The 17,373-nt window shown below is 41.5% G+C and carries 14 protein-coding genes; 2 read left to right on the top strand and 12 right to left on the bottom strand.

Annotated elements, in window-relative coordinates; translation table 11 throughout:
• Positions 1-10: 10 nt before the first annotated feature.
• The 11 genes from ACX5KA_RS02745 to ACX5KA_RS02695 form a co-directional block, all read right to left on the bottom strand.
• The gene (locus ACX5KA_RS02745; RefSeq protein WP_014977084.1) at positions 11-643 is read right to left on the bottom strand and encodes an acetyltransferase; all 633 of its coding nucleotides are present in this window, start codon (positions 641-643) and stop codon (positions 11-13) included.
• Positions 633-1,727, bottom strand: a complete 1,095-nt coding sequence (locus ACX5KA_RS02740) for a hypothetical protein (protein ID WP_014977083.1) — start codon at positions 1,725-1,727, stop codon at positions 633-635. Before ACX5KA_RS02740 ends, ACX5KA_RS02745 begins: the two co-directional genes overlap by 11 nt.
• The gene (locus tag ACX5KA_RS02735; protein ID WP_014977082.1) at positions 1,724-3,058 is read right to left on the bottom strand and encodes a glycosyltransferase; all 1,335 of its coding nucleotides are present in this window, start codon (positions 3,056-3,058) and stop codon (positions 1,724-1,726) included. The genes ACX5KA_RS02740 and ACX5KA_RS02735 overlap by 4 nt, the downstream gene beginning before the upstream one ends.
• A 106-nt stretch (positions 3,059-3,164) precedes the next feature.
• The gene (locus ACX5KA_RS02730) at positions 3,165-4,550 is read right to left on the bottom strand and encodes a hypothetical protein (protein WP_150140640.1); all 1,386 of its coding nucleotides are present in this window, start codon (positions 4,548-4,550) and stop codon (positions 3,165-3,167) included.
• Positions 4,528-5,634, bottom strand: a complete 1,107-nt coding sequence (locus tag ACX5KA_RS02725; RefSeq protein WP_014977080.1) for a glycosyltransferase — start codon at positions 5,632-5,634, stop codon at positions 4,528-4,530. The genes ACX5KA_RS02730 and ACX5KA_RS02725 overlap by 23 nt, the downstream gene beginning before the upstream one ends.
• Positions 5,631-7,532, bottom strand: a complete 1,902-nt coding sequence (asnB, locus tag ACX5KA_RS02720) for an asparagine synthase (glutamine-hydrolyzing) (protein ID WP_150140642.1) — start codon at positions 7,530-7,532, stop codon at positions 5,631-5,633. The genes ACX5KA_RS02725 and asnB overlap by 4 nt, the downstream gene beginning before the upstream one ends.
• 12 nt (positions 7,533-7,544) lie before the next feature.
• Positions 7,545-8,618 carry a GNAT family N-acetyltransferase gene (locus ACX5KA_RS02715; RefSeq protein WP_458730343.1) on the bottom strand — a complete coding sequence of 358 codons (1,074 nt, stop codon included), beginning with the start codon at positions 8,616-8,618 and terminating at the stop codon, positions 7,545-7,547.
• Positions 8,618-9,634, bottom strand: a complete 1,017-nt coding sequence (locus tag ACX5KA_RS02710; RefSeq protein WP_458730342.1) for a polysaccharide deacetylase family protein — start codon at positions 9,632-9,634, stop codon at positions 8,618-8,620. The genes ACX5KA_RS02715 and ACX5KA_RS02710 overlap by 1 nt, the downstream gene beginning before the upstream one ends.
• Complete coding sequence (locus tag ACX5KA_RS02705) at positions 9,627-10,736, bottom strand: glycosyltransferase (RefSeq protein ID WP_458730341.1); 1,110 nt, start codon at positions 10,734-10,736, stop codon at positions 9,627-9,629. The genes ACX5KA_RS02710 and ACX5KA_RS02705 overlap by 8 nt, the downstream gene beginning before the upstream one ends.
• Before the next feature lie 2 nt (positions 10,737-10,738).
• A complete protein-coding gene (locus ACX5KA_RS02700; protein WP_458730340.1) occupies positions 10,739-11,704 on the bottom strand; it encodes a glycosyltransferase family 2 protein in 966 nt (321 codons plus the stop codon).
• Positions 11,701-14,238 (bottom strand): hypothetical protein, encoded by a 2,538-nt coding sequence (locus ACX5KA_RS02695; protein WP_458730339.1) that lies wholly within the window; start codon positions 14,236-14,238, stop codon positions 11,701-11,703. Before ACX5KA_RS02695 ends, ACX5KA_RS02700 begins: the two co-directional genes overlap by 4 nt.
• 188 nt (positions 14,239-14,426) lie before the next feature.
• On the opposite strand from ACX5KA_RS02695, the gene ACX5KA_RS02690 reads away from it, so the two are divergent.
• Together ACX5KA_RS02690 and ACX5KA_RS02685 are read left to right on the top strand one after the other, a co-directional pair.
• Positions 14,427-15,638, top strand: coding sequence for a TIGR03087 family PEP-CTERM/XrtA system glycosyltransferase (locus ACX5KA_RS02690; RefSeq protein ID WP_458730338.1), 1,212 nt, complete (start codon positions 14,427-14,429; stop codon positions 15,636-15,638).
• Positions 15,635-16,213 (top strand): acyltransferase, encoded by a 579-nt coding sequence (locus ACX5KA_RS02685; protein WP_150140912.1) that lies wholly within the window; start codon positions 15,635-15,637, stop codon positions 16,211-16,213. Before ACX5KA_RS02690 ends, ACX5KA_RS02685 begins: the two co-directional genes overlap by 4 nt.
• Here ACX5KA_RS02685 and ACX5KA_RS02680 read toward each other — a convergent pair.
• On the bottom strand, positions 16,191-17,270 hold the full coding sequence (locus tag ACX5KA_RS02680) for a GNAT family N-acetyltransferase (protein ID WP_150140914.1): 1,080 nt from the start codon (positions 17,268-17,270) through the stop codon (positions 16,191-16,193). The genes ACX5KA_RS02685 and ACX5KA_RS02680 overlap by 23 nt on opposite strands.
• Positions 17,271-17,373: the final 103 nt, after the last annotated feature.

The raw sequence follows: 17,373 nt of genomic DNA, 5'->3' as shown, positions 1-17,373 counted from the left end.
CCTTAATTGTCTAACTTTTTATTTTCTTAGCCGGCGTGCCAACAACTTTTGCTGACGCTTCCACGTCATGGATAACAGTTGCGCCTGCACCCACAATTGCGTTACTGCCAATACGAATATTCTGCACAACAATCGCGCCAATACCTACCATGCTGCAGTCATCAACTACCACACCTCCAGCGAGTCTGGCGCCGGGAGCAAGGTGCACGAAGTCACTAATTTCGTTATCGTGATCAACGCTAGCGCAGGTATTAACAATTACACCTGTGCCTAATGTTGACCCTGTATTTATAACTGAGCCGGGCATGATTAGCGCGCCGGCACCAATTTTTACATCCCCGCTGACAACAGCCTGCGGGTGGATTAATGTAACAAGCGGGTATTGTAGGGCGATAATTGTTTCACACAACTTCTTTCTTGCTTGGTTATCGCCAATTGCAACGAAATAATCAATTCCCGGTGGAGGAGCACTTATGAAGTTTTCAAATGTATCTACAACAGGTAAACCTTTGTGCTTTTTTTTTCGCGGGTAATTTGAATCTAAAAAAAACACGCTTTCATATTCGCAGGAATTTTTTGCACAGTCGTAGACAACACTACCATGGCCACCCGCGCCAATAATTGCTAATTTTTTATTGTTCACGTCCCATTACCTTGGTTCTTATCTTTTCTGATACTCTATGTACGATATAAAAAGCGTTATTGAGACAGTCTTTGACTAACAGGTATAGCCATAAATAGTGGTTTAGTTGACCTTGTGTTGACTTGTTGAGAGTACTTTCTGCTGCGCTGAGATATTGGCTACTTATGTATTCTAGCGTTTGCGTATGCGCATATTTATTCTTAAAGGCATTAATTTCATCGAAGTAGTCTTTTGATAACCATCGCTCATGGTTTTCTAACGTTGCCAACTCAAAGCCTTTATTAAGAAAATAGTCATATCCATAAGAATGTTTGCTTATAGCGAAAGGTATACCATTAAACACATACTTCTGGGCCTTCGTTGGTGGCTTTAAATTATGTGCAAAGCCATCATTTTTGGTATCAAATGCGGCTTTGCAGGACAGCATATATTCTTCTTGTTTATTCGCGCTCCATTGCTCAAGTCCTACCCCATTCAATACCATTTGATGGTCACTTTCTTGAAGCGAATAACTAACTCCTGCTTGTTGCAGTTTTTCTCTGAGAAAATTTACTTTGGCCGGTAGATTTTCTAAATCCGTCAACACCTTCAATGGGTGAGGTAGTTTATGCTTAGATAACGCTTTGAAAAGAGGGGGGAGGTATTCAATATGCCCTATCCATAAAATAAAGCCTTCATCTTGAAATGTTTTCGCTTCAGGTAGACGATATTTGAGATAGTGATCTACACATACAACATTTTTCACATCGTTTGGTAAATGAGGCCGCAAGCGTTCATTGTGCAGTAAGACACAGTCAAACTGCGCTAGCTTTACTCTTTCTTTAGCAAACAACGCTGGGTGATGGAAGTAATCGATAGGAAAATAGAGTACGTTAATTCCTCTTTTTTGGGCATTCAGCAGCCAGTTTAGTGGGGGCATCAACTTGATTATGAAAATGACCTCTGCATCAGGGATGGCGTCAAAATTGTCGAAAAGTTCTACGTGTATATCATCGTATGCGTCCCTTAAGAATTCGGCTACATCTTTTCCAACCCAGTCTGTGGAAGGGAGATGTACCATTGGGCCAAATGCAACTTTTCTCATATTGGTAATCTCATACTGCGGGTATTATCAATATCATGCTTAAAAGTATCATTCTGCGAAGCATCAAAATATGTCATACAATCAAGCAGGTTTACTTTTACCGCCAATTTGTCAATCCTCTCATTCTCATTCGTGCAGAACGCATTTATCGTATCTGTTAGTAATTGAGTAGCAATAAAACATGTATGATGCCGCATGACATACTCACGGGGTGTGTAATTATGGTAATTTTCGAGCATTGATTTAATATTGCTCGCAAGTGCTTTTTCTTCGCTCCATATCCCAGTTTTTTCATTTATATAGGGGTACTTCATTCCATAGTTAAAGCCTTTGCGTATAATACAAGGCACGTCACTAAACATCCCTTCTATAATACTTCTATTTAAACCTTCAAAACGTGACCATAGCAAGTTGATTTTTGAACGCTTTAAGAGTGCGCCAACTTCGCTTGGGGGGATTTTTTCGTGATATTCTAGCAAATCATCCACGTTATAATAGCTGGCCAATGCCTTGATATCCTCCAGCGTCATATCAACGCTATAGCCAACAAGTGCAACTTTTAAACGAGGGTTGCTTTGCTTCAACTTACGAAGCGCATCAAAAATACGATAGTGGCGTTTGAAGTAAGTCCAGCTAGAGATAACTATGATATCTATGTCTTTCTTACTTTCTATTGCCGGTTTGAAATTACGATGGTCGACCCACCAGTTTGAGCTCAGCGGCACAGGTTTGAGATTTGTTTTGAGATCGTTTAGAAACTTAGTATCTCGTGCTTCATACGCCATAACAAATACAGGCGCATCGAGCGTCGAATACGCAAGAATTCCAGGTTCACAGGTACCAGCCCAACTTGGTTCCAGTACAATATGATAGCGCTCCGACATTGCTTTCATGTCATAAAACTTGAAAAGAAGAGGGAAATAGTAGCTGTATTTTATAAGCAGCACACCTTTTTGACCATTTTGATAGCTTTTCAAAAATAAACAGACGCCATCGAAAAGCAGTTCCGGGTTATTAAAGAATTTCGTTGTATTAGGCTTAGGTTCTAATGAATCCACCAATTGCTCAATAAATAGTTCCCTATTTTTAATCGCATTTTTACCTCTAAATAAGATATTTTGAACAATATTTAGGATGGTTTTTTCCGATCCCCACCACCCACTTCTATGAACTTTTGAAGCTAGCTCAATTGAACCTAATATTTTTTTCCTTCGAGAAAGGAAAACTATTTGAGCTGACAGCAATAGAACGATGGGAAATTGGAGTAGTGGAATATCATATTTAACAAACTCTGTTAACTTGCTTTTTATTTCATATATTTTGGCGTGCATGTTTTATACTTCTAGTTTGCTTTATTTAGCTATTTTACTTTTTTGATTAAAAATGTCGTCCGAGGGAAATAGCCCCTAGGTACTCGTTTCCTATTGGCCTAATCTATTACTGGTGTACTTTGTAAACCAAAAACAGCGGGGCACGGTTATACGCGTGCAAGTTATCTCCATTTCTTATTGAGATGAAAAGACGATCATTGTATTTGTCAAAAGAACCGCTTGTAATCGCTATGCTTTTAATACTTTCGGGCAATGGAAATAAACCGTAGTCATATGGTTCAACGTCATGGGGCGCCATCAGCCCTAGTTTTACTTTTACAAGGTCACTTACGTCCCATGCCCAATAATATGGATAGGTATCATTGGCGTCCTTAGCACATTGCCCTCCACATTGGTTGCCATTATTCTGCGTAATTTTATAACCAATGCCCGATTCATGGCCGCCTGAAAAGCCAATCGTTAAGTAGGTACGAGTATTAGGTATGATAAAGCCATAAGCAGCGTTTGATAGAATAGTCCACAATTTATTTCTTCCATCGCGGTTGTATAAAATACTATTTACGTCCGTTACGATTGGATATGTGCTTTTATCCCGTAATATTTGTTTTAATGAGAAGTCTAAGAGTGGCGAAGTGGGGATCTTACCCGAAGGCGCATAAATTACGTTTTCTCTCGCATCAAAAGAGAATGCTGATGGGCCCACAGAAAGACGAGAGATGATAGATGCAAACGGCTGAGAACCAGCAATATGCGTACCCCCTAATAGCGACTGTAATTCCGTGGGGATTTCACTTATCCAGCCTGCTGCATGAGCTGCGCCTTGAAGCTGATAAGGACCATAAGCTTTACTATTAGAGAGATCTTTAGAATTCCAAAATATGATAGTGGTATCTGTCTCACTACCACTTGCATCATACCAGTTAATATAATTAAGCATTAGCGCGTTGTCAATTTTAGCCAGTCCTGTGGGTCTGAAGTTATTACTAATTCCAGTGTCTACTCGATTGGTTTTATAAAACTCAGTAAATAACTGGAGCGGCTTTTCAGCTAATACAAATTTACGGATATCCGAGGTTCTTACGATTTCAGGGACGGGGAATTCGGCGATGGGACTAGTTTTCTGGTTGCCGATAACATAAACGGAATTTCGCTTTGGATCATAGGTAAACACACCGTATGAATAGTTAAACGAAGCGTACTGTGAATCCCCAAACTGGCCCAATGATATTCGAAAGCCGCCCTCATAAGACAAAACATCAGTTGTTACTCGTGGTAAGTTAATCAAAGTATCGAGCGTAAAAGCCCAATCACATTGTTGCTCTTCATTTGCGGCATGCCGCTTCAAAGCTGACTTAAATCTGGCTAAGGATGCTTTTGACAGCATGTCTTGGCAATATAACGAAGGTGAACTGTCGCTATCAACCGCAGCCACTGCAGGTACAAACATCAATAAAAGAGCGGCGTAAAAACTAAGTCTGGCTAACATTTTCATAGAGCTCCTTGTATGCCGCGTTCATGCATTTTACATCAAAATCTTTGTCAAAAATTTCCTTGGCGTGTGCTGCCATTATTGCTTGCTGGTGGGGGGCATTAAGCAGGCGAATAGTATCGTCGGCAAAGGCTTTTGCGTTGTCATTTTCCACCACCAAGCCCGATACCTTGTGTTTGACTATTTCTGGGTTTCCGCCCGCGTCAGTTACCACACATGGTTTTGATAATGACATGGCCTCTAACAGTGTCATGGATGTCCCTTCACTTAATGAAGATAGCACAAACACATCGAAAAGGTTGATGTAGTCCGTAGGATTAGTTTTGTACCCTGTAAATCTAATGCGATCACATAAATTCAATTCTTCACTAAGCAATTCTAGTGTTTGGCGCATTTCTCCATCGCCGACAATAACTAAATAGGTTTCTGGAACTTGGTTGCATATTATCGAAAATGCTCGTATCAACATGACGTGATTTTTAATAGGGTCCAAGCGCGCTACTGTGCCCAATACCTTCGCTGCACGGGGGAGTTTGAGTTCTAATTTTAATGCTGCTGAGTTAACTGAATCCGAATTTAGAGGTTTAATACCGTTATATATCGTTTTGATTTTGTTTGATGGTATATGCTCAAAGGTGGCGACAGCCTGTTTTGTTGCCTCAGAGATGGCTGTCACGGCATGGGTGAAACGAGATAATAGGGGATTAACAAGCTTGCGTTTCCAAGTGGTGGAGTCAGGGTAAAAGCGGCCATGTTCAGTAAAGATGACCTTAGCTGGCGTAAATAACGCTGCCAGCGTTCCGTAAACCCAGGGCGTGTATTGGTGACAATGAATAACATCTATTTTTTTGTATTTAATGTGCGCTCTTAATGCCTTAATAATACTCACGTCAAAGCCGGGCTTGCGGGCTTTCGTTGAAATAGCTACGCCCTCGTCTTTGAGTTGCTCGCCCCATGGTCCCAAAGGCGCTTCAATACAAAAAATAGACATTTCGATATTCGCATCAGTATTTCCCTCAATGATGTTTTTAATTACCATTTCAGTACCACCAATGCGCATGTCAAAAGTCACGTGCATAACTCTCATTGCTGCGTAACCTCTTGTGCTAGGGCGTAACGTCTAAACCACATTTGATACATCAACATGCTCCACAGTACTATGCCATGATCAGCTTTACGCGTTTGATGTTCTTCCCAAAGTTTCTTTATAACACCGCTATCGAATATGTCGTTAAGCCCACGCTGTGAATCAATGATTTGAGATTCAGAGAGTGATTTCAATTCACCTCTAAACCAATCATCCAGCGGCGTGCTGAAGCCCATTTTCTTTCTATACAGCAGTGAGTCGGGGATAAAAGGCTTAAAGACTTCTTTAAGTAAGTATTTTTTCTCACCGTCGCGATATTTCTGTGAAGAGGGTAGGGTAGCGGCAAACTCTGCAACTTGGTAATCCAGAATAGGCGCTCGTACCTCTAACGAATTTGCCATACTCATGCGGTCAACCTTTACTAAGATATCGCCTGTCATGTAGGTCTTAATATCAGTGTAAAGAATTTTGCTTAAATGGTCTGGACCGTCGGCTTTGTTATACATGTCTAGGGTATATTGACTGGGATGGTAACCAGCCAGTTCTTTTGCTACATCGGCTTTGACTAGGCTTTGCCATATTTCATCTGTCATCATGCTGTTAGTGATATAAAAGCCCATCGCCGGTTCGTGAGACAAGCTCGTAAGCAAAGATTTGGCTTTTTTCCCGACTGTGCCTGGCACTTTCCCAGCTAACTTGGCTAAATGTGGAAAAACGGATTTTCGTACCGCTTCGGGAAATTTGCTTCTTAGCTTGTTCTCAACATCATCTATTGTGTACTTTTCGTAGCCAGCAAACATCTCATCGCCGCCGTCTCCCGCGAGAGCAACGGTTACAGCCTTTCTTGCCAATTCTGAAACGAAGAAAGTTGGCACAAGTGAAGGGTCTGCAAAAGGCTCATCAAAAAAACTGACAATATGTTCTAGTCTGTCGCTAACGTTTTGGTGAACGGTAAATTCATGGTGCTCTGTTTCGTATTTTTCAGCTATTTCACGAGCGAAATCCGCTTCGTTAAATGCTTTATCATCAAATCCTATGGTACAGGTTTTTACTGGAGTTTCGCTGGCTTGTGCCATCATAGCGACAACACCCGAACTATCCACACCGCCGCTTAAGAAAGCGCCAAGCGGAACATCACTGATCATTCTTTGTTTAGTGACTTTTTCAAGTAAGGTCTTTAACTGCGCTTTATTGGCATCTTCACTGGCACTTGTGGTGTTTTTAAAGCTCAAATCCCAATATTCATGAATGCTGAAACCGTCTTTATTAAGAATTAAATAATGGGCAGGTGGTAACTTGTGAATGTGCTTAAAAATACTCTTCGGATCGGGAACGTATTGATATGCAAAGAAGTCATATACGGCGTCTAAGCGAATTTCTCTTGGAATGTTTTCCAATGCCAATATAGCTTTAATCTCAGAGCCAAACGCAAATCTTCCATTATCACTGAAGTAATAGAGGGGTTTTTTTCCCAATCGATCTCGTGCAATAAACAGTTCTTGCTTGTTTTTGTCCCACAGAGCAAAGGCAAACATTCCGTTTAGTTTATCTAAACACTTGGTGCCCTCGCGTGCGTATAGCTCTAATATAACTTCGGTATCTGTATGACTTTTAAATGTAACACCGTCGTTTTCAAGTTCGGCTCGCAATTCAAGGAAGTTGTAGATCTCGCCATTAAAAACAATAACCAAGTCACCCTCTTTCGAGTACATAGGCTGATTGCCTGCTTCTGAGAGATCAAGAATACTCAGCCGCCTATGACAAAGGCCGATATGTTCATCGATATACATGCCGCTGGCATCTGGGCCTCTGTGATGAATAGCCTTGTGCATAGCTTCTAATGAAGTTTCACCGCCTTCGTTGAAATTAAAAAGGCTAAATCCTGCAATGCCACACATGAATGGTTATCCCTACAAACTGATATAAGGTCGAAGAATTGACCCAGTTACAATGGTAAATTTTAAGGGAAGTTCACGCCAAATGCTTTCGGCTATTTCTCTTACCCTGCTTGAGCCTGACTCAGCGTCGCTTTTAGCGTCTATCAACTCATTATTTTTATCAAAACTCTGCCAGTTAAGCAGTTGAGGTTCTGCGCCCCATTGTTTTTTAAATTTATATGTGCCTTCTTCAAAGGTTGAGCGGCCAAAGTCAAAAACTTTTACGCCATTGTCGGCGCAATGAGAAAGTAAAGACCAATACAATAACATATTGGGAGCAAGACGATTGAAGTCGCGAAGTGTTGAGGCCCATGGAATAGAAGCGTTGTCACCTGACTTAATGATAATGCCACCACCAATTGGCTGGCCATCGTGATAAACCACGCTAATTAAACTACTTTGGCCGTAACTTTTTACAATTGCCTTAAACCATTTTTCAGCGTGAACAGGAGAGCCGAGATCTCTCATGTTTTGAGCATATACGTTGTAGAAGTCGCTTACCAGGACGTTCGATGTGCCTAATTCAAAGGTAAGCCCATTTTTTTCCGCCTTTCTTATTTGGCTACGTAATTTAGATTTGAAACTTGATAACAGTGCTTCACTAGACTCAGGCAGAGGCAAAAGCATACGCACTTTTTTGTTCTCAAACTGCCTTTTGTCTAACGGTGTTTGCTCTACACCCCTAATTTCTAGTTTTTTTCCTGTAACCTTTCGCATCTGCGCAGCAAGAAGTGCCTGCATGTCATTTAGTACCTTGTCGTTGTCGGCTAAGCCATAGCCTACATCGCAATAGGGTAAAGAACATATACGTTTTCCCAGTAAAGGTATATTCATTAAAACAGCAGGGAACACACCAACAACTTGCCTCGTGCTATCACATGTGGCAATTACGCCAAGCATTGAATGACCGTAAGCGGCCTCTACCGCTTCAAGCCACGCAAACTTATGATAAGCGGACGCATTTTTGTGTTGTGATACATAGGCATCCCACAAAGGTTTGTCGTTGGCTGACGCTATTCGTAACTTTGTATTTTGTTGTGCCGTCATTAATGTTGCTCACCCTTGAGAACACCGGTTAAAGCGCTGCGGTTACTTAAATGCACCTTGGCTTCTGAGATAGTGCAAAATTTCACATTGGCGTTTTCCGCTAAGTGTTGAGTTACAACCTCAATGCGCTGGCATATTGTTTCAAATGCATTTGGCCCATCTAAAAGGCCCGTTGCTCCGTCGATTAAACTAGAGCTGTGTAAGTACATATGAATAACGGGTTGTTTTTTCTGAATGCTTTGATCGACTAACGCAAGCATGTCTTCGATTTCGGTAAGCTCTGGACTCAAATAAATCTTTCTTAAAAGTTTACTGTGCCAAAGCAAACCGACAGATTTAACCCAATTAAAGGGCGGTTTAGATAGTCGATTATGAATGCGTTCACCAAGAGAGAAGTTTTGAATATTAAACCCTGCGGTAACAGGGACCTCAAGCAGTTGACGCTGCTCTCCAGGAGCCAGTGCGTTGTCAAACGAAGGCCAATAAGGCGATTCTGGTGCACCTAGGCAGCTAAAATAGTCGTTCCTGTAAAAAGGATAAACGCTTGAATCTACTACATAGCCTCTTGATGCAAGTAATCTAAGCATTTTGGCACTTACGCCCCATCGCCCGCTTCTAAAGGACTGTGGGAGAACGCCTATTTCGTCGTGTAAAAGGGCGTTTAGTGCATCGAGTTTTTGCTCTACTTGCTCTAAAGGAAGGTTTATTACGTGAGATTCCGCTTCGGTTGTCTTACCGAAATAGGGAGGGTTACACCAAGGGTGTAGGTGTGCTCCAATTTCCGCGCTGTTAGACTTAGCAAAGGTTCGCAGAGTTTGACTGCCAAGATTATTGCTTGCAACGGCGTAATCAACAAAATACGTAGGACGGATACCAAGACTTTCACAGAAAGTTTGAAATGTAGGAAGCTTTTCAACGTTTTCAACTGAACAGTTATGCTGCGGAAATTCTTCGTCCCAATGCCATTCTTCTTCAGTATCAATAGTTAAAACAAATAACACGTCCTGTTTATGCATTTACACTCTCTTTCAGGATTCCTTCGAATAATTCAAGGTATTCATCAGCCATTCTCTTAGCAGAGAAATTGGCTTCTACAAACGACTTTGAGTTTTGAGCTAGTGAGGTGGCGAGCGCTTTGTCATCTAGCAGTCTCTCCCAATCTTTCTCAAGCTGCTTGCTGTTGTGAAGAGGAGCCAATAAACCAGACTCGTTGTGTGTTATTAGCTGGTCGATACCCGCAATGTCATAAGCAGACACCGGAATTTCCATGGCGCATGCTTCCATTAAGCAGCGAGGGATGCCTTCAAGCGTCGACGTCATTACGAACAAGTCAAAGTCGCGCAGCAGCTGTAGCCTGTCATTTCTAAAGCCTAAAAAATGAATGTCGCTGGCACTAGCCAGTGTTTTTGAATACGCCTCTAAACTGGGGCGGTCTTCGCCGTCACCCAGCAGTACTAATTCAATATCTTGACGCTTTTTATATAAAGACTCGAAGCAGTCTAAAATGGCTTTTATATTTTTCCGGCTGATCATTTGGCCCACAAAGCCAATGGTCTTCTTTTCTTTCGGCTTGTCTTTTTTTGTTTGTCTAACGGCTTCTACTTCAGACAAGTCTACGCCATTTTGGATATACTCAAGCTTGTCAGGCGATATATTAAACTTCTCCACATCACTCATTAGTTGTTTAGAAAGTGGAACAACTTTGTCGGCAAAGCGCATCGACTGACATCCTAACCAAATAAAGAGACGGAGTTTCAAGTCGGCAGCATTTTCAAAGCCGTGGGGTGTTACAACACATGGAATACCTGCTTTTCTAGCCGCCATTACGCCCAAAATATCTGACTTATAGCCGTGAGTATGGATAATATCGATATCTTGTTCCTGAATTAAATCCGCCAATTTCGAAACGGCACGCAGGTCAAAACGACCCTGCATAGGAATGTGGTGAGTTTTTCCTATCGCTTTGAACTGTTTTACTAGCTCTAGCTCTTCTGTACCCGGCTCTAAGGTAACAACAAGCTCACTCGAAACACTATCTGGCAAATGCTTTGATAAAGCTAAAACCCATCTTTCTGCACCGTAAAAACCGGTTGAACAAATAAACTGTAAAACTTTCATTGTTATTTATGCGAGCTGGTACTAACAGCGCCGCGTACTCCTATTAATGTTCCAAGTGCTCTAGCCGGAAAATAAAGCAGATAAAAAAGTGAACAATGCCACCAAGTTACTTGCTGCTTAACAAGCCTTTTTAGTCGCCACGTATACGCTGTAAAAGGCAGTAAAGCGCCTACTAACATAACCATAGCGACAATAGGTTGCGAGAATATTATCGCGAGAAAAGCCAGTAAAAGACCACCTGTAAATGCAAAAGGAACAACAAAACTTGGCCATTCTCTCAGCGGAATGCGCCTTCCTTTTAAAGATGCAATATTGGACTGGCCTCGCCATATTTCTTTTTTATACATCGGTGCGTAAGCTTTGTCTTCGCCAATGTGAATATACTGGGTTTGTGAGGTATAAAACAACTCACCTAATTTACTAACCTTATCGGTAAAGAAATAATCTTCACAAGTAAGAAGGTGTTCAGGAAACTTACCTGCCGCTTCAAATGTTTCCTTTAAAAGAAATAAGTTGCGGCCAGGTAGAAAACTGACAGGCACATCAAGTTCAGCATTGCTTAACGCCGTTCTTATTATCTCTAAAGGCGGCGCGTTAGGGCTGTTTACCTGCATGGCGCTGACTAGAGCCGTATTGTCTCGTGTTTTGAGAGTATCAATCATCACGTCTAGCCAATTCGAAGCAAGTGCAACATCTGCGTCTAAAAATGCCAAGTATTCACCTGTCGCCAAGCCGGCGCCCAGATTCCTAGAATGTGAAATCGTGTTATTTTCGTCGTTATATACAACTCGCAAATTTACTGTTTCGATAAATGCGCTGAGCGTATTTGAAATTTCTTTATTCTGACTTACCAAAACAACTTCGTATTGTTCTTTAGGTGTTGTTAGGCCCGCAATACTTGTTAGTGTTTCAATGAGCATGTCTTCACGCCCCTTATGAGGAATGATAAAAGACGTATTAATACTCATGGTTTACCTAACCATTTTTGAAGTTGTGGAAAACGTTTCACTAGCTGTTTTCTCTCTCTTGACGGAGATAAATCGATAAGGTTGGACAAAAGAAAACTCAATGGATTGGATTTTTCTGTTAATGCCTGACCTTTTTGTGTAGAAGTCGATGAAAGAGGGCGGGCAGCCTGCTTAAAACCGGAGTAATGACCGTTTTGCATCATTAAACAAAGTACGCGCGTGGTACTCGTTTCTGTACTCGTACTAAGGCGTTGAAAAATTGTATCTGCTAGTTGCTCGGCTTTTTGCTCAGCAAGTGTACGTTGGGCTTCAGTTAAATAGTTAGATGCAAAATGCAGTACGCATAGTTTTCTTAGGTCTTGCCCACTCCACGTTTGATTCGGAAACTCAAGAATGTCAGGCTTGTCCAGATAAGCATATTCGTTCACAGCCATCCAATTGGCATAGTGAGTAAGTGAGTCTACTGCGTATTGATAGCTCGAGTCATATTCACAGCGCTGTTCTTTAAGTGATATAAATCGGCAAACTGCTTGTAGGAATACAGTATAAAACCACGTTGCTTCGACATTATCCAATTGCAATTGGTCGAAGTCATCGGTGGGGGAGACCGTATTCGCTATAATATAGGACGCTGCTTCAATGTCACTATCACAACCTTGTAGTTCGTATCTATCTAGCCTTGCTTGCAGGTAGTTACCCGTACCTCTGTCTAGAGGATATTTTCCTGTTTTTACATTTTTAACACCAGGAATATCGCTATTTTTAAACGCAAGCAGGGCGCCTACAAACGTACCGTCGCCTTCATAATAATTGGTTACCCATTGCGTTATGGATAATGCGGCGTCTCGAGACGGTGTGTAGCCAGTAAGCAAATGATGCAAAGTGAGACCATTGGTATAACAATGTTGCCCACCCGGACCGCCGCCTCCAGCATGATCATCGTAAACACCAGACGGCTGATGTTTAGAGTACGTTCTATGAGAAGCGGTATATGCCTGAACATAATGGTCGGTATGCCAAAACAGTCCGCCGCTATACTCGGGCTTATCGTCACTGGTGTGATAAACATCAATATCTGCAACGTGCTTGGCAAGATCATCGGCTAGTTCAAACCAACGAGGATCGCCGCTTAATAACCACTGCATCAGCATTCCAAATATAGGGTCGTATTGATTGTTGTAATGTGACACGAAAAAGGGCTCGTCAGGTGCGAGTGCCTTTTCGTGATCCGCATACAGCTCACCAAAATGTCGCCAGCCAAATTCGTCGATATCGAGCCGCTTTTCATAAAAAGAAGACGGACCTTCAATGCCACTTTTTATAAGAGAGTCAAACTTGCATGATTTAGAAGGGAGAAAAGGCAAAACAGATGCGTTGTTTAACCAAGCGCTATCAATGACTACTTGCAGTGATTGTATGTCAAAAGGTGCGATTGAGATGCATCGTGTTTTTTGTTCACCAGGCTGAAGTTCAGTACATTCACTATGCCTTGAACCTAACAAGCTAACGCTTAAACTGTCTGCTGTTAAATGTGCTGAAGAAGGAAAATTTTGCCAAAACTTATAAACATGAATTCTAAAAGTGCTACTGCTGTCTGAGATGGTAATTTGCGGCTGAGCTTGGTCACCTGAAAGTAATATTTGTTCTGGTTCGTAGAGCCTAAAACCGCGAAACGCAAGCGAATTAACGTTGTCTTTATTTACATGAACAGGGCTTTGCCAGTTTTCAAAACCACTGGAAGCCTGATGAAGTGTCAGCTCTTCATGTTCAGATGAACTAAAAACATCAGAATCTAGCTTCAGCGTAGGCTCTAGCGATCTACCTTTGAACGAGATACAGCATTCTTTTAAATAAAGACTGTTTGGATCTCCCAAGTCCCACTTACCATTAGGGTGCAACGCAGCGCTTGGATTTCGCATTGTTAAGTGAGCACAAACCGTTCCGGTACTAAGGAAGATTGACGCTTCTGCTTCAACAATCAGCTTTTTATCGCTGCCAAGACTAATCTCGTATTTTTGTTCAACGGTTATTGCGCTGTATTCGTTGTTGTTGCAATGAAGAGCATAAGAGAACGCAATGGGTGTTATCGATTGAGGAGTAATATCAACAATATCGAAAGAGCTGGATAAGTGCTTGTCGGTTACAAACTGAAAAGGCTTGGCTTTGTTAATTGTGAATGTTTTGCCACTGCCCAGAGACAGTGAAAGCGCCTCATCGTTATTGTTTACAGGTGAGATAAGCTTGATCGATGGTGAGTCGCTCTCCACCACTTCTAGCGTCAGAACTATTTCATCGCTTACCGAATGGCGCTGTAAATCAATCAAACCTTCACATAACAACCACTTTATTGAACCATCTGGCCATAGCTGCGAGGTTTTGATAAAAGCATCAGTTAGAAGTATTCCGTTTGCGGCAAGCCGAAATTGAGTGACGGCGGGCCACATTCCCTTAGGGCAGGGCAACCCTGTTTTAAAATGTCCGCACGTCTCTTTGGCTAAAGAGGCAACCTGGATAGTTCCAACCGTTTGTGTCATTACTGCTTTCTTTATTTCTTCCGTGAGCAATGTTCTCGATGAACATATGCATAATGACTCTAGTATGCCAATGGAATTGCCACTTGTGTAGCCTTCATCACTAATTTGTTACTTTGACCTTATATTTGCTTCGAAGTAGTATGACTACAGGACAAATAAAAACACTAAATATAGCTTGGAAGGCGCTGATGTCGAAAGTTTGCGTGTTGTCGCAACGAGTACCGTATCCCCCAAATAAGGGCGAAAAACTTAGAACATATCATCAAATTGAATTTCTAAATCGCTTAGGGTACGAAGTCGAAGTTTTTTCTCTCATAGAAACAGCAGAAGATAAGAAAAATGCCGAAGCGTTAGCCAAGCATCTTGGAATTTCGGTTAACTCTTATCAGTTAGGTAGTAAATTCACGCGTTATGCTTCGGCCTTACTGCAAGGTTTGCCCATAAGTGTTGGGGCGTTTTACTCAAAAGCACTTCAACATGTTATTGATGAAAAACTGAAAGAGGGTAAGGATGCGCTGCTGTTGACCGCGTCGAGTTTAAGCTATTACATCTTCAACTCGCCTTATTACAACACTACCCATTGTCGCTTGTTTATGGACTTCATGGACGTTGATTCAGACAAGTGGGCGCAATACGCAGATTCTTCTTCCTTCTTAATGCGCTGCGTATACCGGCGTGAAAGCAAGGGTATAAAAAAGCTTGAGGCTAAAACAAACCAACGGTTTGATGAGTGCTTTTTGATTGCAAGGGAAGAGGCGCAGCTATTTAATTCTTCAGTAGACGCATCGAAAGCGATAACCGTGCTTGGAAACGGATTAGACTTCGATGCGTTTTATCCAGCGAAAGCACAGCCTTGCGCGGCGACAATAAGCACTGCGCCGCATTTCTTGTTCACGGGCGTGATGGACTACAAACCTAATGTAGACGCGGTACTTTGGTTTGTTAAAAATTGCTGGCCACTCATTCGTGAAAAAGCGCCCAATGCAAAGTTTACTGTCGGTGGTATGAACCCTGTTGAAGAAATAAAAGCGTTGTCAGGCCGCGATGGTATAGATGTCACGGGCTTTGTCGATGATATATTGCCTTATTTTCACCAAGCTCATGCGTTTGTTGCGCCATTTAGGTTGGCAAGGGGCGTGCAGAACAAAGTCCTTCAAGCGGCAGCATGTAAACTACCGATAATAACCACGTCTATGGGAGCTGAAGGGATCTCGTTTGCCAATGCTGACAACATGTGGATAGTAAATGATGTAGACAGCTTTGTAGCTGCATGCGTGGAAAGTATTGAGAACTTAGAGCTATCACAACATAAAGCACAACGTAGCTATCAAGCAATAGTTAGCGAATATAGCTGGGAACAACAACTGAGCCCGTTGAAAGTGGCAATGGCACGAATATGAAATCAATAATTAAGAAGAGTTTTTTTGCCCTTTGTGCACTTGTAATGTTTCCTTTCACGCTTATGTATTTAATGCTGTCTATTGTGGTAAACAAAGACTCGCTGCTTTCCTCTTTTAGCCAGCTGCTATCGCTTATACCCGGTAAACTAGGGTGTTATTTACGTTCGGGCTTTTATCGGTTTGTCATGACCTCGTGTGCGCCAAACGTTCTCATCGGTTTTGCCACGTTGTTTTCACAACAAGATACTGAGATTGACGAGGGGGTGTACATAGGGCCGCAATGTAACATTGGTAAATGCGCAATTGGGAAAAATACTTTGTTGGGAAGCGGTGTGCACATTATGAGTGGCAAAGGACAACATAATTTTTCTGACCCAGAAAAGCCGATAAAAGATCAGGGCGGCGTTTTTACCAAAGTCTCTGTAGGAGAGAACTGTTGGTTGGGCAACGGTGCACTGGTTATGGCCAATATTGGCAGAGGAAGTGTGGTAGCAGCAGGTTCTGTAGTTATTGATGATGTGCCTGCGGGGGTTATAGTAGGTGGGAACCCTGCTAAAGTGTTAAAAAAGATATAAGTTTTTTCGCAATTCTAGTCAGTTTTAACTGCCTGCTAGAGCGATAAATGGTAAGTGTTTTGAACTGATACTTGGCGCTACTCAAACTATCCTTATAGCGTGCGTAACCTCCTAAAAAGTCATACCAGAGATAGCCCAATTTTCGATAGTGTTTCATTAATTCGTGATGGATTGTATACCCTGGCTTAATGTGTTTATGAGTGATGTCATAGTTAAGGCCTGAACAGTAGAAGTATACCGTCTTCTCAAACTTTATATTATAAACATAGCCCAGAGTTTCTTTGCCTGCGCTTACTTTTACAAGATCAATGTTCTGGCTATTTCTTGTCAAAAAGTTTACATGATGTTGAACAAAAAACTGGTTATCAAATCCGCTTCCCTCTTCAGAGTCATTCCAACGTTTTTTGTGAAGCGCCCCCAGTTCGAAAAAGTAATTCAAAATATTATCTTTTGAAGCAAAAGCAAAAGAAATTTTCCCTAAATTTTTCTCTATGGTGTTGATAGAACGCTTTAATTGAGAATGAGTGTTCTTTGAAATAAACTCAAACTTTTCGAGCTCATTTTGCCAGAGTGTTAAATCAGATTTGTAGCCTAAAACTTCAGTATTCTCAGAAGTATAGCCTGCTTCTGAAATCGCATTTTGCCAACACTCGAAATCTGTAGTCATCGAAACAGTTAAGCGTTGATTACGCTTATTTTTGAAAAAAGCTGTCAACAGTGCAGAAATGCATTCGTAGGTCTTTTCCTTCCTGCATATTATCCCATTATATTCGATCCATACTTGGTCAAAATGGGATTGACCTTTTTGATTTAAAAAGCCTTCATACAGCGGTGGAAACGTTAGCGCTTTTTTTCTGGAAAGAAGGGCAAATCCAATAATTTCATCGTCATTTTTGAAAATGTAAATATCAGGAAGTTCATCCAGAACACTAAGCCAAGAAGTTATCCATTGTTTACCAAGAAAAAAGCTACTAGGGTCAGATTCATTGAAAATGTTAGACACTTTTTCTACTAGGCAATCAACAGACGAAGGACTAAAGATACTAGTAGTTTCCAATTTAAGACTCCGAAATAGTTAATTCGCGGACTGGTAATCGTAAGAACCTACCTTTGTCCTAGACTTCCTTAACAACAAGCACTGGATTGTATATTAATTTAGT

It is taken from the genome of Alteromonas alvinellae (genome assembly GCF_902705805.1).
Note: the sequence above shows the minus strand (reverse complement) of the source record. Positions and strands in the feature narration are given on the sequence as shown.

Coding starts and splice junctions, on each gene's coding strand:
- ACX5KA_RS02725 (WP_014977080.1), bottom strand. CDS start 5,634: ATGAGAGTTATGCACGTGACTTTTGACATGCGCATTGGTGGTACTGAA.
- ACX5KA_RS02710 (WP_458730342.1), bottom strand. CDS start 9,634: ATGCATAAACAGGACGTGTTATTTGTTTTAACTATTGATACTGAAGAA.
- ACX5KA_RS02730 (WP_150140640.1), bottom strand. CDS start 4,550: ATGAAAATGTTAGCCAGACTTAGTTTTTACGCCGCTCTTTTATTGATG.
- asnB (WP_150140642.1), bottom strand. CDS start 7,532: ATGTGTGGCATTGCAGGATTTAGCCTTTTTAATTTCAACGAAGGCGGT.
- ACX5KA_RS02705 (WP_458730341.1), bottom strand. CDS start 10,736: ATGAAAGTTTTACAGTTTATTTGTTCAACCGGTTTTTACGGTGCAGAA.
- ACX5KA_RS02695 (WP_458730339.1), bottom strand. CDS start 14,238: ATGACACAAACGGTTGGAACTATCCAGGTTGCCTCTTTAGCCAAAGAG.
- ACX5KA_RS02715 (WP_458730343.1), bottom strand. CDS start 8,618: ATGACGGCACAACAAAATACAAAGTTACGAATAGCGTCAGCCAACGAC.
- ACX5KA_RS02700 (WP_458730340.1), bottom strand. CDS start 11,704: ATGAGTATTAATACGTCTTTTATCATTCCTCATAAGGGGCGTGAAGAC.
- ACX5KA_RS02690 (WP_458730338.1), top strand. CDS start 14,427: ATGTCGAAAGTTTGCGTGTTGTCGCAACGAGTACCGTATCCCCCAAAT.
- ACX5KA_RS02740 (WP_014977083.1), bottom strand. CDS start 1,727: ATGAGAAAAGTTGCATTTGGCCCAATGGTACATCTCCCTTCCACAGAC.
- ACX5KA_RS02685 (WP_150140912.1), top strand. CDS start 15,635: ATGAAATCAATAATTAAGAAGAGTTTTTTTGCCCTTTGTGCACTTGTA.
- ACX5KA_RS02735 (WP_014977082.1), bottom strand. CDS start 3,058: ATGCACGCCAAAATATATGAAATAAAAAGCAAGTTAACAGAGTTTGTT.